The 16,658-nt window shown below is 58.0% G+C and carries 15 protein-coding genes and 1 riboswitch; of the genes, 10 read left to right on the forward strand and 5 right to left on the reverse strand.

The features are described from left to right. Positions 1–145 precede the first annotated feature (145 nt). Entirely contained in the window at positions 146–1,624 is a 1,479-nt protein-coding gene (locus WH50_RS15895; protein WP_207780340.1) for a helicase HerA-like domain-containing protein, read from the forward strand. Positions 1,625–1,686: 62 nt separating this feature from the next. Here WH50_RS15895 and WH50_RS15900 read toward each other — a convergent pair whose 3' ends face one another. Further along, entirely contained in the window at positions 1,687–2,574 is an 888-nt protein-coding gene (locus tag WH50_RS15900; RefSeq protein WP_110188185.1) for a carboxylesterase family protein, read from the reverse strand. A 329-nt stretch (positions 2,575–2,903) separates the two neighbouring features. Next, positions 2,904–3,353, reverse strand: coding sequence for a YaiI/YqxD family protein (locus WH50_RS15905; RefSeq protein WP_104151911.1), 450 nt, complete (start codon positions 3,351–3,353; stop codon positions 2,904–2,906). Positions 3,354–3,661: 308 nt separating this feature from the next. Here WH50_RS15905 and WH50_RS15910 point away from each other — a divergent pair, with 308 nt between their 5' ends. Beyond that, entirely contained in the window at positions 3,662–4,084 is a 423-nt protein-coding gene (locus WH50_RS15910) for a cytidine deaminase (protein WP_110188186.1), read from the forward strand. 36 nt (positions 4,085–4,120) lie between these two features. On the opposite strand, the gene WH50_RS15915 is transcribed toward WH50_RS15910, so the two are convergent. Beyond that, entirely contained in the window at positions 4,121–5,443 is a 1,323-nt protein-coding gene (locus WH50_RS15915; RefSeq protein ID WP_110188187.1) for a DUF3530 family protein, read from the reverse strand. On the opposite strand from WH50_RS15915, the gene rpe reads away from it, so the two are divergent. The 6 genes from rpe (at position 5,442) to WH50_RS15945 (ending at position 10,321) form a co-directional block, all read left to right on the forward strand. Further along, on the forward strand, positions 5,442–6,119 hold the full coding sequence (rpe, locus tag WH50_RS15920; protein ID WP_104151908.1) for a ribulose-phosphate 3-epimerase: 678 nt from the start codon (positions 5,442–5,444) through the stop codon (positions 6,117–6,119). The two genes, WH50_RS15915 and rpe, sit on opposite strands and share 2 nt — an antisense overlap. A gap of 218 nt (positions 6,120–6,337) precedes the next feature. Further along, positions 6,338–7,024, forward strand: coding sequence for a phosphoglycolate phosphatase (locus tag WH50_RS15925; protein WP_104151907.1), 687 nt, complete (start codon positions 6,338–6,340; stop codon positions 7,022–7,024). A gap of 270 nt (positions 7,025–7,294) precedes the next feature. Then, on the forward strand, positions 7,295–7,873 hold the full coding sequence (locus tag WH50_RS15930; protein WP_104151906.1) for an anthranilate synthase component II: 579 nt from the start codon (positions 7,295–7,297) through the stop codon (positions 7,871–7,873). Between the two features lie 11 nt (positions 7,874–7,884). Further along, complete coding sequence (gene trpD / locus WH50_RS15935) at positions 7,885–8,910, forward strand: anthranilate phosphoribosyltransferase (protein WP_104151905.1); 1,026 nt, start codon at positions 7,885–7,887, stop codon at positions 8,908–8,910. Between the two features lie 66 nt (positions 8,911–8,976). Beyond that, a complete protein-coding gene (trpC, locus tag WH50_RS15940; RefSeq protein ID WP_110188188.1) occupies positions 8,977–9,777 on the forward strand; it encodes an indole-3-glycerol phosphate synthase TrpC in 801 nt (266 codons plus the stop codon). A 124-nt stretch (positions 9,778–9,901) separates the two neighbouring features. Beyond that, entirely contained in the window at positions 9,902–10,321 is a 420-nt protein-coding gene (locus WH50_RS15945; protein ID WP_110188189.1) for an OsmC family protein, read from the forward strand. 146 nt (positions 10,322–10,467) lie between these two features. Here the strand turns inward: WH50_RS15945 and WH50_RS15950 are convergent, their stop codons facing one another. Continuing rightward, positions 10,468–11,673, reverse strand: a complete 1,206-nt coding sequence (locus tag WH50_RS15950; protein WP_110188190.1) for an MFS transporter — start codon at positions 11,671–11,673, stop codon at positions 10,468–10,470. Between the two features lie 235 nt (positions 11,674–11,908). After that, a riboswitch (TPP riboswitch) is annotated at positions 11,909–12,002 on the forward strand. 227 nt (positions 12,003–12,229) lie between these two features. Between WH50_RS15950 and thiD the strand changes: the two genes are divergently transcribed. Beyond that, complete coding sequence (thiD, locus tag WH50_RS15955) at positions 12,230–13,141, forward strand: bifunctional hydroxymethylpyrimidine kinase/phosphomethylpyrimidine kinase (protein WP_279305941.1); 912 nt, start codon at positions 12,230–12,232, stop codon at positions 13,139–13,141. Between the two features lie 83 nt (positions 13,142–13,224). Next, positions 13,225–15,096: a phosphomethylpyrimidine synthase ThiC gene (gene thiC, locus WH50_RS15960; RefSeq protein ID WP_110188191.1), complete on the forward strand. Its 1,872-nt coding sequence runs from the start codon at positions 13,225–13,227 to the stop codon at positions 15,094–15,096. A 116-nt stretch (positions 15,097–15,212) separates the two neighbouring features. On the opposite strand, the gene astA is transcribed toward thiC, so the two are convergent. Then, positions 15,213–16,232 (reverse strand): arginine N-succinyltransferase, encoded by a 1,020-nt coding sequence (astA, locus tag WH50_RS15965; protein ID WP_110188192.1) that lies wholly within the window; start codon positions 16,230–16,232, stop codon positions 15,213–15,215. Positions 16,233–16,658 lie beyond the last annotated feature (426 nt).

Here is a 16,658-nt window from a genome sequence, read left to right on the forward strand (position 1 = left end):
GGTGTTGTCCTCTTGATTAAAAGGCGGATGTCAATTTGCCCAGCAGGATACCTGCAGCATTCTGGTGAGACAAATCACAGCTGGTGCTCATCACTTCCTTGAGGCAGCATTGGGCCAATATCAACTGTCAGTCCAGAGGTATGCCATGCAGGAGCAAGGTATCTTAATCGGCGGAGGTCTGAGCAGCGGTATGGCTCAGGAAACCCTGCCCGTCATTCAGTTGAATCCTCGTTATGCCAACCGACATGGTCTGGTCGCCGGTGCGACGGGAACAGGCAAAACCGTCACTATCCAGGGGCTCGCCGAACGCTTTTCCCGCCTCGGAGTCCCGGTATTCGTCGCCGATGTGAAAGGGGATCTGTCCGGTATAGCGGCTCCTGGCAAGCCTCACCCCAAGGTGGCGGAGCGGGTAACCAAGCTGGGCCTGCAGGACTTTCAGTTTGCCGAGTGCCCGGCGGTATTCTGGGACGTTCTTGGGGAGAAGGGCTTTCCGGTGCGGGTCAGCCTGTCTGAGCTGGGACCGCAGTTACTGGCCCGGTTGCTGGAGCTGAATGACACTCAGGAAGGGGTGCTGACGCAGGCCTTTGAATATGCCGATGACGAAGGCATGTTGATGCTGGACCTCAATGACCTGAAAACCACCCTCAACTATCTGGCCGAACATAATCCCACCGCTGATCAGGGCTATACCCGCATTGCCAAATCCACGGTCAGTGCCATTCTGCGTCGATTATTACTGCTGGAAAGAGAGGGGGCAGAGCAGTTTTTTGGTGAACCGGCACTGCAGATTGAGGATTTGATTCGCTGTGATGACAACGGTCAGGGTATCGTCAATGTGCTGGCGGCGGAGAAGCTGATCCAGACACCACGCATTTACTCCACCTTTCTGCTGTGGCTGCTGTCGGAGCTGTTCGAGAATCTGCCGGAGGTGGGAGATCAGCCCAAGCCCCGGTTTGTATTCTTTTTCGATGAGGCCCATCTGCTGTTCAACGGTGCTCCCAGAGCCTTTGTTGAAAAGGTGGAGCAGGTCGTCAGACTGATTCGCTCCAAGGGCGTCGGCATCTATTTCATCAGCCAGAGCCCCGCGGATATCCCCGATGTAATTCTGGGGCAGCTGGGCAATCGCATTCAGCATGCATTGCGTGCCTACACCCCCAAGGATCAGAAAGCCGTGCGTGTGGCGGCGCAGACCTTTCGCAGTAATCCGGCGCTGGATACGGAAACGGTCATCACCGAGCTGGGGGTGGGCGAGGCACTGGTGTCGGTGCTGGAGCATGACGGTGTGCCGGGCATGGTGCAGCGTACCCTGATTGCCCCACCGGCGACACAGATTGGACCGCTGGACGACGGCACGCGTAAGCAACTGAATGCGCTTGATGCGCTGGCCGGAAAATACGAAACGCCCGTTGACCCTCATTCCGCCCATGAAATCCTGCAGCAGAGGATGCACCAGCAGGCAGCGCAGCACGCCACGACAGCCCCGACGAGCACCGCAGGGCGCAGTGCCGGACGGCAACGTGAGTCAGTTGCTGAGTCGTTCATGAAAAGTATTGCCCGGGCCGTGGGCAGCCAGCTGGGGCGGCAGATTATTCGCGGTGTATTGGGGTCTATTCTCAAGCGATAGCCAGCACGAGGGCCACGGCATTGGTCGTGGCCCCCGGTTGCTGTGATCTGCTACAGCCGTACTCAGTATTTGCGGTGGTTGCTGAAGAAGTCGAAGGTCTGAGGCAGGGCGCCGACCCAGGCATTGGTATTGTCGGCATTGGGTACCTTGATCAGCCGCGCATCGACTCCGGCACGGCGGGCCTGGTTGTACAGATCCTCAACCGCATTGGCGGGGGTATAACGGTCCTTTTCGCCCTGAATGTAGAGGGCTGCCACGTGGTTGGCTGCAAGGGCGCTGAAAGGATAGCTGGCGGCAGTGACCGCGCCGCTGGCAGGGGCGATGGCGGCCCATTCACCGGGATATTTGGCGGCCAGATGCTGGGCGCCGATGCTGCCCATGCCATAGCCCATCAGATAGACCCGTGAGGCATCAATGTTCATTTCGCGCTTGACCTTGGCGAGGGTGCTCATGACGGCCACTTCGCTGAGGTAATTGCTTTGCGGGTTGGGAATGGTGATGCCACTCATGCCGTCTTTGGCGGCGAAGGTCTGCACGATGGGATAGGTGCTGCCGTAGCCCGCGGTACTGTCATAGCCCAGAGGGGCGACCACGATATAGCCTTTCTTCTCTGCCAGTTCTGCCAGTTGTCTGGCCATGAACGGCGCATTCTCATCGGCACCGCTCGGGTGCAGCACCACTACCAGAGGGAAGGACACGCTGCCGTTATAGGTACTCGGAACAAACGCACGATAACGGGGGCTTTCGGCGACCTGCTTGGCAGCCTGTTGCTCGGGTGTCAGGGTTTGCTGCCCGGTAGTTACCGTTGTGCGTGTCTCTGCCTTGGCTGGCAGCTCCGTCATCTGGCATTTCAGGTCACAGGTACTGCTGCTTTCTGCAGCGTAAGCGGTGGTGATGCCGGTGGCCATGATTCCCAGTGTCAAAGCCAACAGCGTCGGACGTCTAGACATAACATTGCTCCTTGCACAGCTTGCAGTGAGTAGGTCGGAGGAGTTGCTCTCATGCAGGGCTCCTGAGCGGACGGCGCATCCTTGTACTACTCGGGCGACCGAATCCAGCGGTACTACTACTCACCGGCGTTGTCGAAAAAGACGCTGCCATATACGGACAGCCTTTGCTGACGTGTGTCGGCTCTGTTAACAGGCTGACCGACACAACCGCAGGTGAGTATTAGATGGGGAGCAAGTATAGACGGCTCAAGCTGATGCAACAGCTCGGCACAAAACGTTGGGAGTGGAAAAGGTCCGCTGCGCAATGTGGCAGCGGTATTACCCGCTGCTTACTTGACCTGTTGTGCCAGATAACGATCCAGCGCATTGGCAAACTGCTGACGGTCGTTGGCATTCAGCGTTGCTGGCCCGCCAGTGTGGATACCGCTGGAGCGCAGGGTTTCCATAAAGTCACGCATATTCACCCGGGCGCGGACATTTTCTTTGGTATACAACTCGCCGCGGGGGTTGAGTGCCAGTGCCCCCTTATCAATGACTTCTGCCGCCAGGGGCAGGTCAGCGGTAATCACCAGATCGCCTTTTTCCACTCGCTGGACAATTTCATGGTCGGCAACGTCAAACCCAGCGGCGACCTGAATGGCTCGAATAAAGCGCGAACCGGGAACACGCAGAGGCTGGTTGGCAACCAGTGTAGTTTGCACCTGCTTGCGCTCAGCGGCACGAAACAGGATTTCCTTGATGACATTGGGGCAGGCGTCGGCGTCAACCCAGATAGCCATTGGCAGACCTCGATAGAACCAGGATCAGGAATGTACTCAGGTTTTTCAGCGGCCTGCTGGCTCGCGAAAGGGTGAATACATTCTGAACGGTGTTAAACAGGGCATTCAGGGTAGCGGATTTGCTGTCCGGCTGCATGGTCAAACTGCGATGGATGCTGAGCTGAAGGTGTTTGCTGACCGCATGGTCAAAAAGTGCTTGGTGCTGCGCGGCACCTTGGTTAATCTGGCTGACCCGCCAGCCTGTGCTGGCTGCTATAAATTAAGCATGACAGTCCGTCAGGATTGCCAATCAAGCTATAGGAGTGCCAATGAAGCCTTCCACCGATCCCCAGTTGCTGGCACAGATGAAGGCCGTAGCCAAGGCGGCTGCCAGCCGGGCCTATATTCCCTACAGTCACTTTCCTGTCGGGGCGGCGTTGTTGCTGGCAGATGGCCAGATCGTGCCGGGCTGCAATGTGGAGAATATCTCCTACGGCCTGGGTAACTGTGCCGAGCGTACGGCGATTTTCAGTGCCATTGCCCAGGGACATGCCCACGCTGAGTTTGTCTCCATGCTGATTTATATGCCGGGCGATACGCTCTATTCACCCTGCGGTGCCTGCCGACAGGTCATGGTGGAGTTCTTCCCCGAAGAGCGTGAAGTGATTGCTACCTGTGACAGCGATGCCATTCAGGTATGGACCATGGCTGAGTTGTTGCCTGCCAGCTTCAGTAGTTTTACTGCACCCTGATCAAAAAAAGGTGACGAGAAGCCCGCTAGGCGGGCTTCAGCTGGCCTGTCTGGGGCGCGGATCGACAGGTTGCTCCTGCTGACGGGTTTTCAGCCAGCCTCTGACCCGCTGTACCAGAAACTCCCAGTCTTCCGCCGGATTGCCAGGGCGCGGTTGCAGGCGAATCTGCTCGAAGGCCAGTTTGCCGTAGCGACGGGCATTGTCGCGGCGCATCTTGGCTTGCAGGTTATTGCGATCCCCGTGATAGAGATCGAGCACAGGGGCGTCCAGCCCGGCCAGCGTAGCCATGATATCGATCTTGTCGGTCTCGCCCGGATCACGCACATCGATCATCACCAGCGTAGACTGGTTATCTCCCTTCCCGGCCAGATAGCGGGCGGCCTGTGCAGCCCCGGTGCCGATGCCCACGACAACAATCTTTTCTGCCCCCTGGGCGCGCAGATAGTCCTCTGCTTTCTGGATACGCTGATTGATCACTTCAACATAGTTCGGCTTGGGCTTTTCTTCCGTTACCGCTGGCGCTGCGGGGGCCGCAGGTGCCGCCTGCTCGGGCAGTGGCGTCGCGGCCGCTGGCTGTTCAGCCGGTTTGGATTCTGCCGGTGTAGCCTGACCTGCCTGGCTCTGTTCGGCCTGCTTTTTCAGCTCATCGACTGTGCTCAGGACGGGCATGGTGCGTTCCGGAATCACCATGTCAGGCACCGGCGGGATGGCAATACTGAGGCTGTCCCAGCCGTAATCGGGTAAGCGCAGACGCAGGGTGTGAATCGGGCCGGGCCAGTCAGGATGGGTGCCGTCATCAGGCACGACAATGATTCCGCCCGACAGCAGGGCCGTGTTGTGAGCAACAAACAGACCTAGATACTGATCCGGCGCTTCACCGAGGGTCAGCACCTGCGTGGGAGGATGCTCCTGCTTGGCCAGCGCGGCGATCTGTTCCGTCACCGGGTCCAGCATCACCCGCTGAGCAGGAGCCTGATCGGCAGCAGGAGCACTCCCGCCACTCTGACCATTGGCATCTATTGCAGGCGGCGTGGTGCTGGCGGGATCGCTAGCCGGTGTGCCTGCCGATTCAGCTCTGACCAGTGCGGACCCTAACACCAGAGAAAGCAGGATTGCGCCTGCACCCCCCAGGCTTTTGACGTACAATGACGCCCTGTTCAGCCAGGCTGCCGGCAGCATTGCCGGAGTTGTGTTGCGGGCATGGCGTTCGGCGCGTAGACCAGCCTCCACCTCTACCGTGGCGGTCGGTTGGGTGTTGAGCGCAGCGCAAGTGCGACCGGAGTCTGAGGTATTACCGGCCAGGCGCCGAACATCTGATTTTTGCCAACGAGTCTGAGAAAGAGTGGAACGCCTTACCATGACTGACTACCTGATTGCGCCATCGATTCTCTCTGCTGATTTTGCCCGTCTGGGGGAAGAAGTGGATGCTGTACTGGCTGCGGGAGCGGATATCGTTCACTTCGACGTGATGGACAACCACTACGTGCCTAACCTTACCATCGGACCCATGGTGTGCAAGGCTTTGCGCAACTATGGCATCACCGCGCCCATCGATGCGCATCTGATGGTGAAGCCGGTTGATCGCATCATCGGCGACTTTATCGAAGCGGGCGCTACCTATATCACTTTCCACCCTGAAGCCTCCGAGCATATCGACCGCTCCCTGCAGCTGATCCGCGATGGTGGCTGCAAATCAGGTCTGGTGTTCAACCCGGCCACGCCTCTGCATGTGCTTGAACATGTGCTGGATAAGGTCGACATGATCCTGCTGATGTCGGTCAACCCGGGCTTTGGCGGGCAGAAATTCATTCCCGGTACCCTCAGTAAGCTGCGTCAGGCACGCCAGCTGATTGATGCATCAGGGCTGCCCATCCGTCTGGAAATTGATGGCGGTGTAGGCGTGGCCAACATCGGCGAGATTGCCGCGGCAGGAGCGGATACCTTTGTTGCCGGTTCAGCCATCTTCAATAGCCCTGATTACAAGGCCACTATTGATGCCATGCGTCTGGAGCTGGCCAAACAGCAAGCCGTGTAACCGAATCCCTGTCCATGGTCTGCCGGGCGTCGGCGCAGATAACGGTGAATAGACCCTGACGCCCTGCGAACAATTCAATGCTGCTGTGATTGCGCTGCACGGTGGTGATTACGCTGTGCAGAAGGCAGCATTGCCTGAGCTGGATGCTTACCTGTCAGCCACGTGCCGTCAGCACCTGCGGTCGTGGCGTCGTTGCCGAGGTGTGAGGATCAAGGATCATGATTGCCCAGTTGTTTCCGGTCACTGCCTGCCGTGCGGTTCTGTTTGATCTCGATGGCACGCTGGTAGACTCAGTACCTGATCTGGCGGCGGCCGTGGACGGCATGCTGCGTCAGTTGCAACTGCCTGAGGCGGGTGAGAGTCAGGTACGCAATTGGGTGGGTAATGGCATGGTCAATCTGATCCAGCGCGCCCTCACCGGCGATATTCACTTTGCTCCTGATCACCCCGCATTGCAGCGTTTTGATGAGGCGCTGCCGCTGTTCCAGAGCAGCTACGATGCCAGCAATGGCCAGTTCAGCCGCCTCTATGAGGGCGTTGCTGTCGGCCTGCGAGCGCTGCAGCAACAGGGGCTGCGACTGGCCGTCGTTACCAACAAACCTGAGCGCTTCACTCTGCCGTTGCTGGAACAACTGGGCATCGCTGACTGCTTTAGCGTGATTATTGGCGGCGATACCCTGCCACAACGCAAGCCTGATCCTGCCCCCTTGCTGGAAGCTGCCCGCCGACTGCAGGTGGAGCCTGCCGCCTGCCTGATGGTGGGGGATTCCCGTCATGATATTGAAGCTGCCCGCAATGCCGGTATGAAAGTGGTCGCGGTGCCTTACGGCTATAACCACGGTGATGACATCAGCCTGAGCCAGCCGGATCAACTGGTCAGCCGCATTGATCAGCTGGTGGCCTGATGTCAGCGCCTCCTTAGCGTTATGTCGTGTTGCCCTGCGCGCAGTGCTGATATAGCCTTGAGGCCTTTGTTTTCAAGGCCTCGCGAACCTGAAGTTATATCGAATCAGGTTATATCGACATAACCGTTGTCGTGTTCCTGTCTGGTTAACAGGCGAGGTGAACGGTGGATAGTCAGAGCGTGAACACGTTCTTAGCAATAACGACTGTGGATACTCAACAGCAACGGCTGTAGATCGTAAGCAGTAACGAGTTGGCTGGTCGGATTTGCCATGATTTTGATGATTGATAACTACGACTCCTTCACCTACAACCTGGTGCAGTATTTGGGGGAGCTGGGAGCCGAAGTGAAGGTGGCGCGCAATGACGCCATCAGCATCGCCGAGATTGAGGCCATGGCACCAGACCAGCTGATGATTTCCCCCGGCCCCTGTACCCCTAATGAAGCAGGTATCTCCCTCGAAGCCATTCGTTACTTCGCCGGCCGTCTTCCTGTGCTGGGCGTGTGTCTGGGGCACCAGAGCATTGGCCAGGTGTTTGGCGGTCAGGTCATTCGTGCCGGTCAGGTTATGCATGGCAAGACCTCACCGGTGCATCATCACCATCTGGGCGTGTTTGCCGGGCTCAGTAATCCGCTGCGCTGCACTCGTTATCATTCTCTGGTGATCGACAAGCACAGCTTGCCCGATTGTCTGGAGGTGACCGCCTGGACTGAACTGCCGGACGGTCAGATGGAAGAAATTATGGGTGTTCGCCATAAACAGCTGGACGTCGAGGGGGTACAATTCCATCCCGAGTCCATCATGACTGAACAGGGCCATGCACTGTTGGCCAACTTTCTGAAGCGTTGAGAGGCCCCGCCATGAATATGCAGCAAGCCATCCGTCTGGTGATGGACAAACAGGACTTTACCACCGAGCAGATGCAGGAGCTGATGGCTCTGATCATGACCGGTGAGGCGACCCACGCACAGATTGGTGGCTTCCTGGTGGGGTTGAGCATGAAAGGGGAAACGGTGGGAGAGATTGCCGGTGCCGCCATGACCATGCGCAGTCTGGCCACTCAGGTCCATGTTGAAGGGCCGCACCTGATCGATACCTGCGGTACCGGTGGCGACGGCGCCCATATCTTCAACGTATCCACGGCCAGTTCTTTTGTTGTTGCTGCTGCCGGTGGCAAGGTCGCCAAGCATGGTAACCGTGCAGCCTCCTCTTCCAGTGGCAGTGCCGACGTACTGGAGGCCGCTGGCCTCAATCTGGCGCTGCGCCCTGAGCAGGTGGTGGAGTGCATCGACAAACTGGGTGTGGGCTTTATGTTTGCCCCCGCTCACCACAGCGCCATGAAGCATGCCATTGGCCCGCGCCGGGAAATGGGCGTGCGTACCATCTTCAATTTGCTCGGCCCCTTGACCAATCCGGCACTTACCCCCAATCAGGTGTTGGGCGTGTTCAGCCATCGCTGGTTGCGCCCTATGGCTGAAGTGCTGAAGCAGTTGGGTTCCAGTCACGTGCTGGTGGTGCATGCTGCCGATGGTCTGGATGAAATCAGCGTGGCTTCCGATACCTTCGTCGCTGAACTGCGCGATGGTGAGGTGTTCGAGTACCAGATTCGCCCGGAGCAGTTTGGAATTGCCCGCAGTCCGCTGAATGAGCTGGCGGTAGATAATCCACAGGCCAGTCTGGCACTGGTGAAAGCTGCGCTGGCAGGCGAGGGTGGCAGTGCCACCGATATCGTGCGTCTTAATGCTGGCGCCGCTATTTATGCCGCCGATCTGGTTGACAGCCTGCAGGCCGGTATCGACAAGGCCACCGATGTGATCGCCAGCGGTGCCGCGCTGGCCAAGCTGGAAGAGTTAGCAAAATTCAGTCAGTCCCTGGCAGGGAAATAATGACGTGCCCTTGTGCTGTTGAGGCCGAGGCCCGGCACAAGGTTGATGTCAGTAGGAGAAAGATTAATGAGTAGTTGTGCCCCCACCGTCCTGCGCCGCATTCTCAACCGCAAAGCTGAAGAAGTGGCCGAGCGCAGCCGCTCGGTCTCCATCGCTGATCTGGAAACCATGGCCCGTGAGCAGTCGGCTCCGCGTGGTTTTCACGCCAGCATGCAGGCGCGGATTGCCAAGGGCGATCCTGCGGTGATTGCCGAGGTGAAGAAAGCCTCTCCCAGCAAGGGTCTGCTGCGTGCTGATTTTGATCCTGTGGCCATTGCACAGTCTTACGAAAAAGGTGGCGCCGCCTGTCTGTCGGTGCTGACCGACCGTGATTTTTTTCAGGGTCATGAGGACTATCTGAAAGCCGCTCGTGGTGCTTGCAGCCTGCCGGTGATTCGCAAGGATTTCCTGATGGACCCGTACCACATCACCGAAGCTCGTGCTATTGGCGCGGATTGCGTGCTGCTGATTGTCGCGGCTCTGGAGTTCAGTCTGATGCGTGATCTGCATGATCAGGCTCGTGATCTGGGCATGGATGTGCTGGTCGAGGTGCACGACGAGGTTGAGCTTGAACAGGCATTGCAGCTGAGCACGCCACTGCTGGGTATCAACAACCGCAACCTGCATACCTTTGAAGTCAGTCTGGACAATACCTATCGCCTGCTGGCAGAGATTCCGGCGGACAAGCTGGTGATTACCGAGAGCGGTATTCATAGTCGCGAAGATGTGGTCGCCATGCGCGAGCATGATGTACATGCCTTCCTGGTCGGTGAAGCCTTTATGCGGGCAACGGAACCAGGTGAGCAGCTGCGGTCACTGTTCTTTTAAGCGCGTCCTTGACAGTGAGCAGTATCTGAAATTGCCCCCCCGGGCTCTCGGCACCGCCTGTTGCTGTGCTGGCGGTGAGCCAGGGGCACAACGCTTTACCCTTTGAGTGCTTTTAGGAGTCGAAATGAAATCGGTGGTGAAATGGCAAGGTAAGGTTCACTTTGTCGCAGAGACCGATAGTGGTCACCAGATCAATATTGATGGTGCACCTTCTATCGGTGGAGAAAACAAGGGTGCACGCCCGATGGAGCTGATTCTGGCAGGTCTGGGTGGATGCTCATCCATCGATGTCGTCACCATGCTGCAGAAATCGCGTCAGGACGTGACTGACTGCCGCGTTGAGATTGCAGCGGAACGTGCTGATGCAGTGCCGGCAGTGTTTACCAAAATCAATATGCACTTTGTGGTCACCGGCCGTGGCCTGAAGGAGTCTCACGTCAAACGCGCGGTGTCGCTGTCAGCAGAGAAATACTGCTCAGTGTCGATCATGCTGAGCAATGGCGATGTGGAAATTACCCACAGCCATGAAATTATCGAAGCCTGAGAGAGTTAACCCTCTCTGCGCTGACGCTATTCTCTCTGCACTGACGCTACTCACTCTGCGCTAACGCTGATTGTCTCTGCGCTGCAGATGCTCAGTAACAACAACGCCCCGCTGGTCGGGGCGTTGTTGTTTCTTCAGTCCGGACGTCAGGCGGCGCTGGGCTGAGTGCGAGCGCTCACCGGACGGTCGTCCACGGGCAGATGGATCACCATGGCCATCAGCCCAAGAGCGATGGAGATTCCCCACATCAGATCAAAGCTGCCTGTCATATCCATCAGCGTGCCGCCCAGCCAGGCACCAAAAAAAGCACCGATCTGATGCGACAGCATCACCACCCCAAACAGGGTTGCCATGTAGGTAGAGCCGAATATCTGCGCCAGGGTACCGGTGGTCAGCGGAACCGTAGACAGCCACAGGAAGCCGATGGCCGCTGTGAACATCAGTACGACAATAGGTGTTTTCGGCGCCAGCCAGAATAGCAGGATAACCAGTGCGCGCAGCCCATAGATGGCTGACAGCAGCCACTTTGGCCGATAGCGTGCCCCCAGAAAGCCAGCAGTGAGTGAGCCAAAGATATTGAACAGGCCAATCATGGCCAGACCGTTGGCCGACACCTGGCTGGACATGCCGCAGAGGCTGATATAGGTCGGCAGATGGGTAGCGATAAAGGCAACATGGAAGCCACAGACAAAAAAGCCCAGATTGAGCAGCCAGTACCCTTTGTGTTCACCCGCCTGCTGCACCGCCTGACGCAGTGACATCCCGGCCGCAGGTTGTGCCGGACGGCCCTTCAGCTGCATGGCGCAGGGAAGAATCAGCAGCGCCATCAGTGCCACCAGCAACAGCGCTTCCTGCCAGCCAAAATGGCGGTTCAGGCTGTCCATGATGGGCGCCATCAGGAACTGACCCACTGAGCCTCCGGCGGAGGCCAGCCCCAGTGCCCGTGAGCGCTGCTCCGGCGGGAAGGCGCGACCCACGGCACTGAGTACCAGTGGGAAGGTCGTGGCGCCCACTCCCAGACCCAGTATCAGACCCAGATTGAGATTCAGTTGCCAGGCGGTGGTGACATAGGTGGTCAGCACCAGCCCTCCGGCATAGATCAGGGCTCCCAGCGCCAGTACCCGCGCCGTCCCGAAGCGATCAGCCAGCATGCCTGCCAGTGGCGACGCCACACCCCAGATCAGATTCTGGATGGCAAAGGCCAGACCCATGGCTGACAGGCTGAGGGTGGGCATGGTCAGCATATCGGGGATCAGCAGACTCATGGTCTGCCGTATGCCCAGGTTCAACGCCAGAATCAGACTGCCTGCGGCCAGCACCAGCCAGGGCAGTCGGGAGGAAGAGGTAGACATGGGGCAGGACTCCCAGATGGGCCTTCAAGTCGGACTGAACACTATAGGAGACGCAGCTCAGCGCTGCCAATGAGCAAAATTGCTGACTTGCATCATCAGACGTAATGGCTGCCGGCTCATCTTGCAGGTGGGGTGTCGTATGGTGGGATGAGTGATGGTTTTTTATTCAGGCTTGAACTGCCTGAATAAGCTCTTTACACTGCCTGCCCTATAGCGACCGCCGCAGGGCGAGTCATGTTACTTGTCGGGGTGCCGTGAACAACGGCTGAGATGATACCCGTGAACCTGATCCAGTTCGTACTGGCGTAGGAAACAAGCAAGTCTGGTGCAAGTGAGTTCCATACTCCGGGTGTCTGCCGATATCTTATCCCGCACCAGCTCCTGTTCTCCCTCCTGAGTATTGCAACTGCCGGTCAGACTGGTTGGCAGGCTATGCTGCACATTCCAGTTCTGATGGTGGTTGTAAACCCGGGGACGATGTCAGCAATTGGGTTCTGTACGCGGGTCTTCTACCTCTTTACCAGCGACGGCTGGAAAGGCAACAAGGTGAGACCTGGTGACCACTTCTTCTCTTTCGACTTCGGACAGCCCGATATCTTCTGCCGCGCAGGAGGGGCATCGTCATCACATCGCGCAGGCCCTGACCATTGCAGGCTCGGATTCAGGTGGTGGGGCAGGCATTCAGGCTGACCTGAAGACGTTCTCTGCACTCGGCGTGTACGGTGCGTCGGTCATTTCAGGTCTGACAGCACAGAATACTCAGGGCGTGCACGGGTTGTTTGACGTCAGTGCCGACTTTGTCCGGCAGCAGCTGCAGGTTGTGCTTGATGATTTGCGCATCGCGGCCTGCAAGACCGGGATGCTGGCAAGGGCTGACATCATTGTCGCGGTGGCTGATGAGTTGCGTGGCCGGGTCATACCTCTGGTAGTGGATCCGGTCATGATTGCCAAAAGTGGCCATGCCCTGCTGGCCGCTGAGGCGGTAGACAATCTCTGCCGTCTGTTGCTGCCGCTTGCCACACTGGTTACCCCCAATCTGCCTGAAGCAGCAGCCATGACCGGCCTGCCCGAAGCGGTCGACGAAGCGGGCATGCAGCGACTGGGAGAGCGTCTGCTGACCATGGGCGCACAGGGTGTGCTGATCAAAGGCGGGCATTTGCCCGGTGACAGCGATGCTGTTGACTGGCTGTTCACGCCCTCTCAATCCTGGCGTCTGGTCAGTCCGCGAGTGGCCACCCGTCATACCCATGGCACCGGTTGTACCCTGTCTGCCGCCATCACAGCAGGTCTGGCTCGTGGGCTGGCACTGCCCCGTGCCGTGGCGCAGGCCAAGGCCTATCTGGACCATGCCCTGAGCGCGGCAGATCAACTGCAGATCGGCCGTGGGCTGGGCCCGGTACACCATTTTCATCACTGGTGGTCAGACGACGCTGCCAGCCGTTCATCAACCTATATCAATCAACCCTAGCACTGCCGTGAGGATCCGGGCCTCGCGCGCCGTTGCGCCGGGCGGAGGATCTGGCCGAGAGAACAACAGAAAAGGACAGAGCCATGCTTGAACATCATCTGAGTCAGCGCGCCAAGGTCGACGATGCGGCCGTTCAGCCGTTTCCTGCTTCACAAAAAATCTATATTCAGGGATCGCGGGAAGACATCCGTGTGCCCATGCGGGAAATAACCCTGACGCCCACCCCCGCGCAGTTTGGTGCCGAAGAGAATCCTCCGGTGAGGGTATATGACACTTCTGGCCCCTATACCGACCCTCAGGTGCAGATCGACGTACGCAAAGGCTTACCGCATCTACGCGCGGCCTGGATTGATGAGCGTCAGGATACGGAGCTGCTGACCAGCCTGACTTCCGAATACGGTCGTCGTCGCGCCAATGATCCCAGTCTGGATGCGCTGCGTTTCGAGCTGAAGCACAATCCCCGCCGTGCCAGAGCGGGCCAGAACGTTACGCAGCTGCATTACGCCCGGCGCGGTATCGTCACGCCGGAGATGGAGTTCATCGCCATCCGTGAAAACATGAAGCTGCAGCTGGCCAGAGAAAATGGCCTGCTGCAGACTCAGGCGCCAGGTCATTCCTGGGGTGCCAATATTCCACAGGACATCACCCCTGAATTTGTACGTCAGGAAGTGGCCCGTGGCCGTGCTGTTATCCCCGCCAACATCAACCACCCTGAGCTGGAGCCGATGATCATCGGTCGCAACTTCCTGGTGAAGATCAACGGCAACATCGGCAACTCGGCGGTCACCTCTTCCATTGAAGAAGAAGTGGAAAAAATGACCTGGGGCATTCGCTGGGGCGCGGATACCATCATGGATCTGTCGACGGGCAAGCACATTCATGAAACCCGCGAGTGGATTCTGCGTAACAGCCCGGTGCCCATCGGCACGGTGCCGATCTATCAGGCGCTGGAGAAGGTCGGTGGCATCGCCGAAGAGCTGACCTGGGAACTGTTCTGCGACACCCTGATCGAGCAGGCCGAGCAGGGTGTGGACTATTTCACTATTCATGCCGGTGTGCTGCTGCGTTATGTGCCGATGACCGCCAAACGGATGACGGGCATCGTTTCCCGTGGTGGTTCCATCATGGCCAAGTGGTGTCTGGCGCATCATAAGGAAAACTTCCTCTACACCCACTTTGAAGACATCTGCGAGATCATGAAGGCCTACGACGTGTCCTTCTCTTTGGGGGACGGCCTGCGCCCCGGCTCGGTCTACGATGCCAATGACGAGGCACAGTTTGCCGAGCTGCATACCCTGGGTGAACTGACCAAGATTGCCTGGAAGCATGATGTACAGACCATCATTGAAGGGCCTGGCCATGTGCCGATGCACAAGATTCAGGAGAATATGACCGAGCAGCTGAAGCACTGTGACGAAGCGCCGTTCTATACCCTTGGCCCGCTGACCACCGACATCGCGCCGGGCTATGACCATATCACTTCGGGTATCGGTGCCGCGATGATCGGCTGGTATGGCTGCGCCATGCTGTGTTATGTCACGCCCAAGGAGCATCTGGGTCTGCCCAACAAGGACGACGTGAAAACCGGAATCATCACCTACAAGATTGCCGCCCATGCTGCGGATCTGGCCAAAGGGCACCCGGGAGCACAAATCCGTGACAATGCGTTGTCTAAGGCGCGTTTTGAGTTCCGCTGGGATGATCAGTTCAATCTGGCACTGGACCCGGATACCGCCAAGGCTTTCCACGATGAAACCCTGCCCAAGGAGTCGGCCAAGGTGGCGCATTTCTGCTCCATGTGCGGACCCAAGTTCTGTTCCATGAAGATCAGTCAGGAAGTGCGTGAGCTGGATGATCAGCAGGTTGCTGAAATCAATGCACTGGCGGAGGAAGGCATGCAAAGCAAGTCTGAGGAATTCCGCGAGCAGGGGCAGGAGTTGTACCACCGCGTCTAACGGGCGGTTCAGCTGAAAAACACAAAAGCAGGTCGATGACCTGCTTTTGTCGTTTCTGCCTTTGCCTCTGCTTCTGCCTTATGGCGTATGGCGTATGGCTCAGGGCGTGAAGGGGGTTAACTGCGGCCAAACAGTCCGACGGTGCGTAGCGTGGCGCCGGATTTCACGCCCAGCGCATCGGCAGTTTGCTGATTGATAGTAATGATGCCCTGACCGAGCGCATCGGTATGGGCCATGCAGCAGCGGAAGTCGGCCAGCGACAGGGTGGCCAGCAGACTCAGCTCGCCACGGCCACTGGTTTCTCCCACCTGTACTTTGACATAACGACTTTCGCGGATGGCGCGTATGTCCTGCACCCGTGCTTCCAGCGTCGGGCCTGCATCGAAAATATCCACATAGTTGTTGTAGCGGAATCCTTCGCTTTCCAGCAGGCGACGGGCGGGCGTAGTGTGCTCATGGGTTTGGCCGATGGCTGCCTGAGCGGCACTGGGCAACAGGTGGGTATAGATGGTGTGTTTGGGCATCAGCTCGGCGATAAAGCCTTTGTCCTTGGCTGACAGCCGATCCGCCTGGGCAAAGTCCATCGAGAAGAAAGTACGGCCCAACCCTTCCCAGAACGGTGAAACACCGTCTTCACTGAAACCGCGCATTTCAGCGATGACACTGTGATAGAAGCGCTCGGGATGCTCGGCCATGAACATGAAGCGTGATTTGGACAGCAGATGGCCGTTTTTACCCTGACGATATTCAGGGTCGAGGAACAGGGTGCAGAGTTCGGAGTAACCGGTGTGGTTGTTATTGAGGGTCAGGGTTTCATGACGGGTGTAGACATTCAGCTCGCGTGAGGCATGAACCTGAACGCCGACATGGTAGGTGTACCAGGGATCATGCAAGCCCACCGCAGCCTCGATGCCGCAGATACCGACCACTTTCCCCTGCGACAGATCTTCCATGACGAAGACATAGCTGGCCTCACCGTCGCGGCTTTGCTCACTGAATGCCGCCAGGCCATTCTCGATCTTGGCGCTGATCTGCTGGTCGTCGTCCTGCAGGGAGGTGAAGCCTGGGCCGGTCTTTCTGGCCAGTTCATGCAGAGCGTCGCGGTCTTCAGCCTGGATCGGGCGTACTACCATCATGGACTCGGTATCCTCTTTTCGAACCTGCACTCATTATTATGCAAAGGCTGCAGTCGCGACAGGCAGCGACTGTTGCTCAGGCGACGCGTATTTTACTGCGCTGGCTGAATGTACCGATTTGCCGGTAAGCGCGGCGGGTAGCCATTGCCCGGACGATGGCGCACAAGTCACGCCGATGTCGCCATGCTTGCCTGGATGCCAGCCCCTAAACTGACCAACTGATCAGGCGCTCTCGTCAGTCCTCTCCGCAAAGGTGGCTTTTAGCCACCTTTCTGCATTTGAGCGTGGGGTTATGGGCATAAACAGTATCCCTTCGTCCTGTCTGGTAACCCTCGGCCACGTCTGTTGCCTTGCTGTCTGTCGATACAACCCCATCCATAGAAAGAGCCTGCCTTGTGCCCCCTGGCAGGTCGTTGAAAATCTATC

This window comes from Pokkaliibacter plantistimulans (genome assembly GCF_003194385.1).
Classification (GTDB): domain Bacteria; phylum Pseudomonadota; class Gammaproteobacteria; order Pseudomonadales; family Balneatricaceae; genus Pokkaliibacter; species Pokkaliibacter plantistimulans.

What these genes read in the sequence shown, in the direction of transcription:
- rpe (WP_104151908.1), top strand. Translation starts at nt 5,442, where the DNA reads ATGACTGACTACCTGATTGCGCCATCGATTCTCTCTGCTGATTTTGCC.
- WH50_RS15900 (WP_110188185.1), bottom strand. Translation starts at nt 2,574, where the DNA reads ATGTCTAGACGTCCGACGCTGTTGGCTTTGACACTGGGAATCATGGCC.
- WH50_RS15905 (WP_104151911.1), bottom strand. Translation starts at nt 3,353, where the DNA reads ATGGCTATCTGGGTTGACGCCGACGCCTGCCCCAATGTCATCAAGGAA.
- trpC (WP_110188188.1), top strand. Translation starts at nt 8,977, where the DNA reads ATGAGTAGTTGTGCCCCCACCGTCCTGCGCCGCATTCTCAACCGCAAA.
- WH50_RS15925 (WP_104151907.1), top strand. Translation starts at nt 6,338, where the DNA reads ATGATTGCCCAGTTGTTTCCGGTCACTGCCTGCCGTGCGGTTCTGTTT.
- WH50_RS15895 (WP_207780340.1), top strand. Translation starts at nt 146, where the DNA reads ATGCAGGAGCAAGGTATCTTAATCGGCGGAGGTCTGAGCAGCGGTATG.
- WH50_RS15930 (WP_104151906.1), top strand. Translation starts at nt 7,295, where the DNA reads ATGATTTTGATGATTGATAACTACGACTCCTTCACCTACAACCTGGTG.
- thiC (WP_110188191.1), top strand. Translation starts at nt 13,225, where the DNA reads ATGCTTGAACATCATCTGAGTCAGCGCGCCAAGGTCGACGATGCGGCC.
- WH50_RS15910 (WP_110188186.1), top strand. Translation starts at nt 3,662, where the DNA reads ATGAAGCCTTCCACCGATCCCCAGTTGCTGGCACAGATGAAGGCCGTA.
- trpD (WP_104151905.1), top strand. Translation starts at nt 7,885, where the DNA reads ATGAATATGCAGCAAGCCATCCGTCTGGTGATGGACAAACAGGACTTT.
- astA (WP_110188192.1), bottom strand. Translation starts at nt 16,232, where the DNA reads ATGATGGTAGTACGCCCGATCCAGGCTGAAGACCGCGACGCTCTGCAT.
- WH50_RS15915 (WP_110188187.1), bottom strand. Translation starts at nt 5,443, where the DNA reads ATGGTAAGGCGTTCCACTCTTTCTCAGACTCGTTGGCAAAAATCAGAT.
- WH50_RS15945 (WP_110188189.1), top strand. Translation starts at nt 9,902, where the DNA reads ATGAAATCGGTGGTGAAATGGCAAGGTAAGGTTCACTTTGTCGCAGAG.
- WH50_RS15950 (WP_110188190.1), bottom strand. Translation starts at nt 11,673, where the DNA reads ATGTCTACCTCTTCCTCCCGACTGCCCTGGCTGGTGCTGGCCGCAGGC.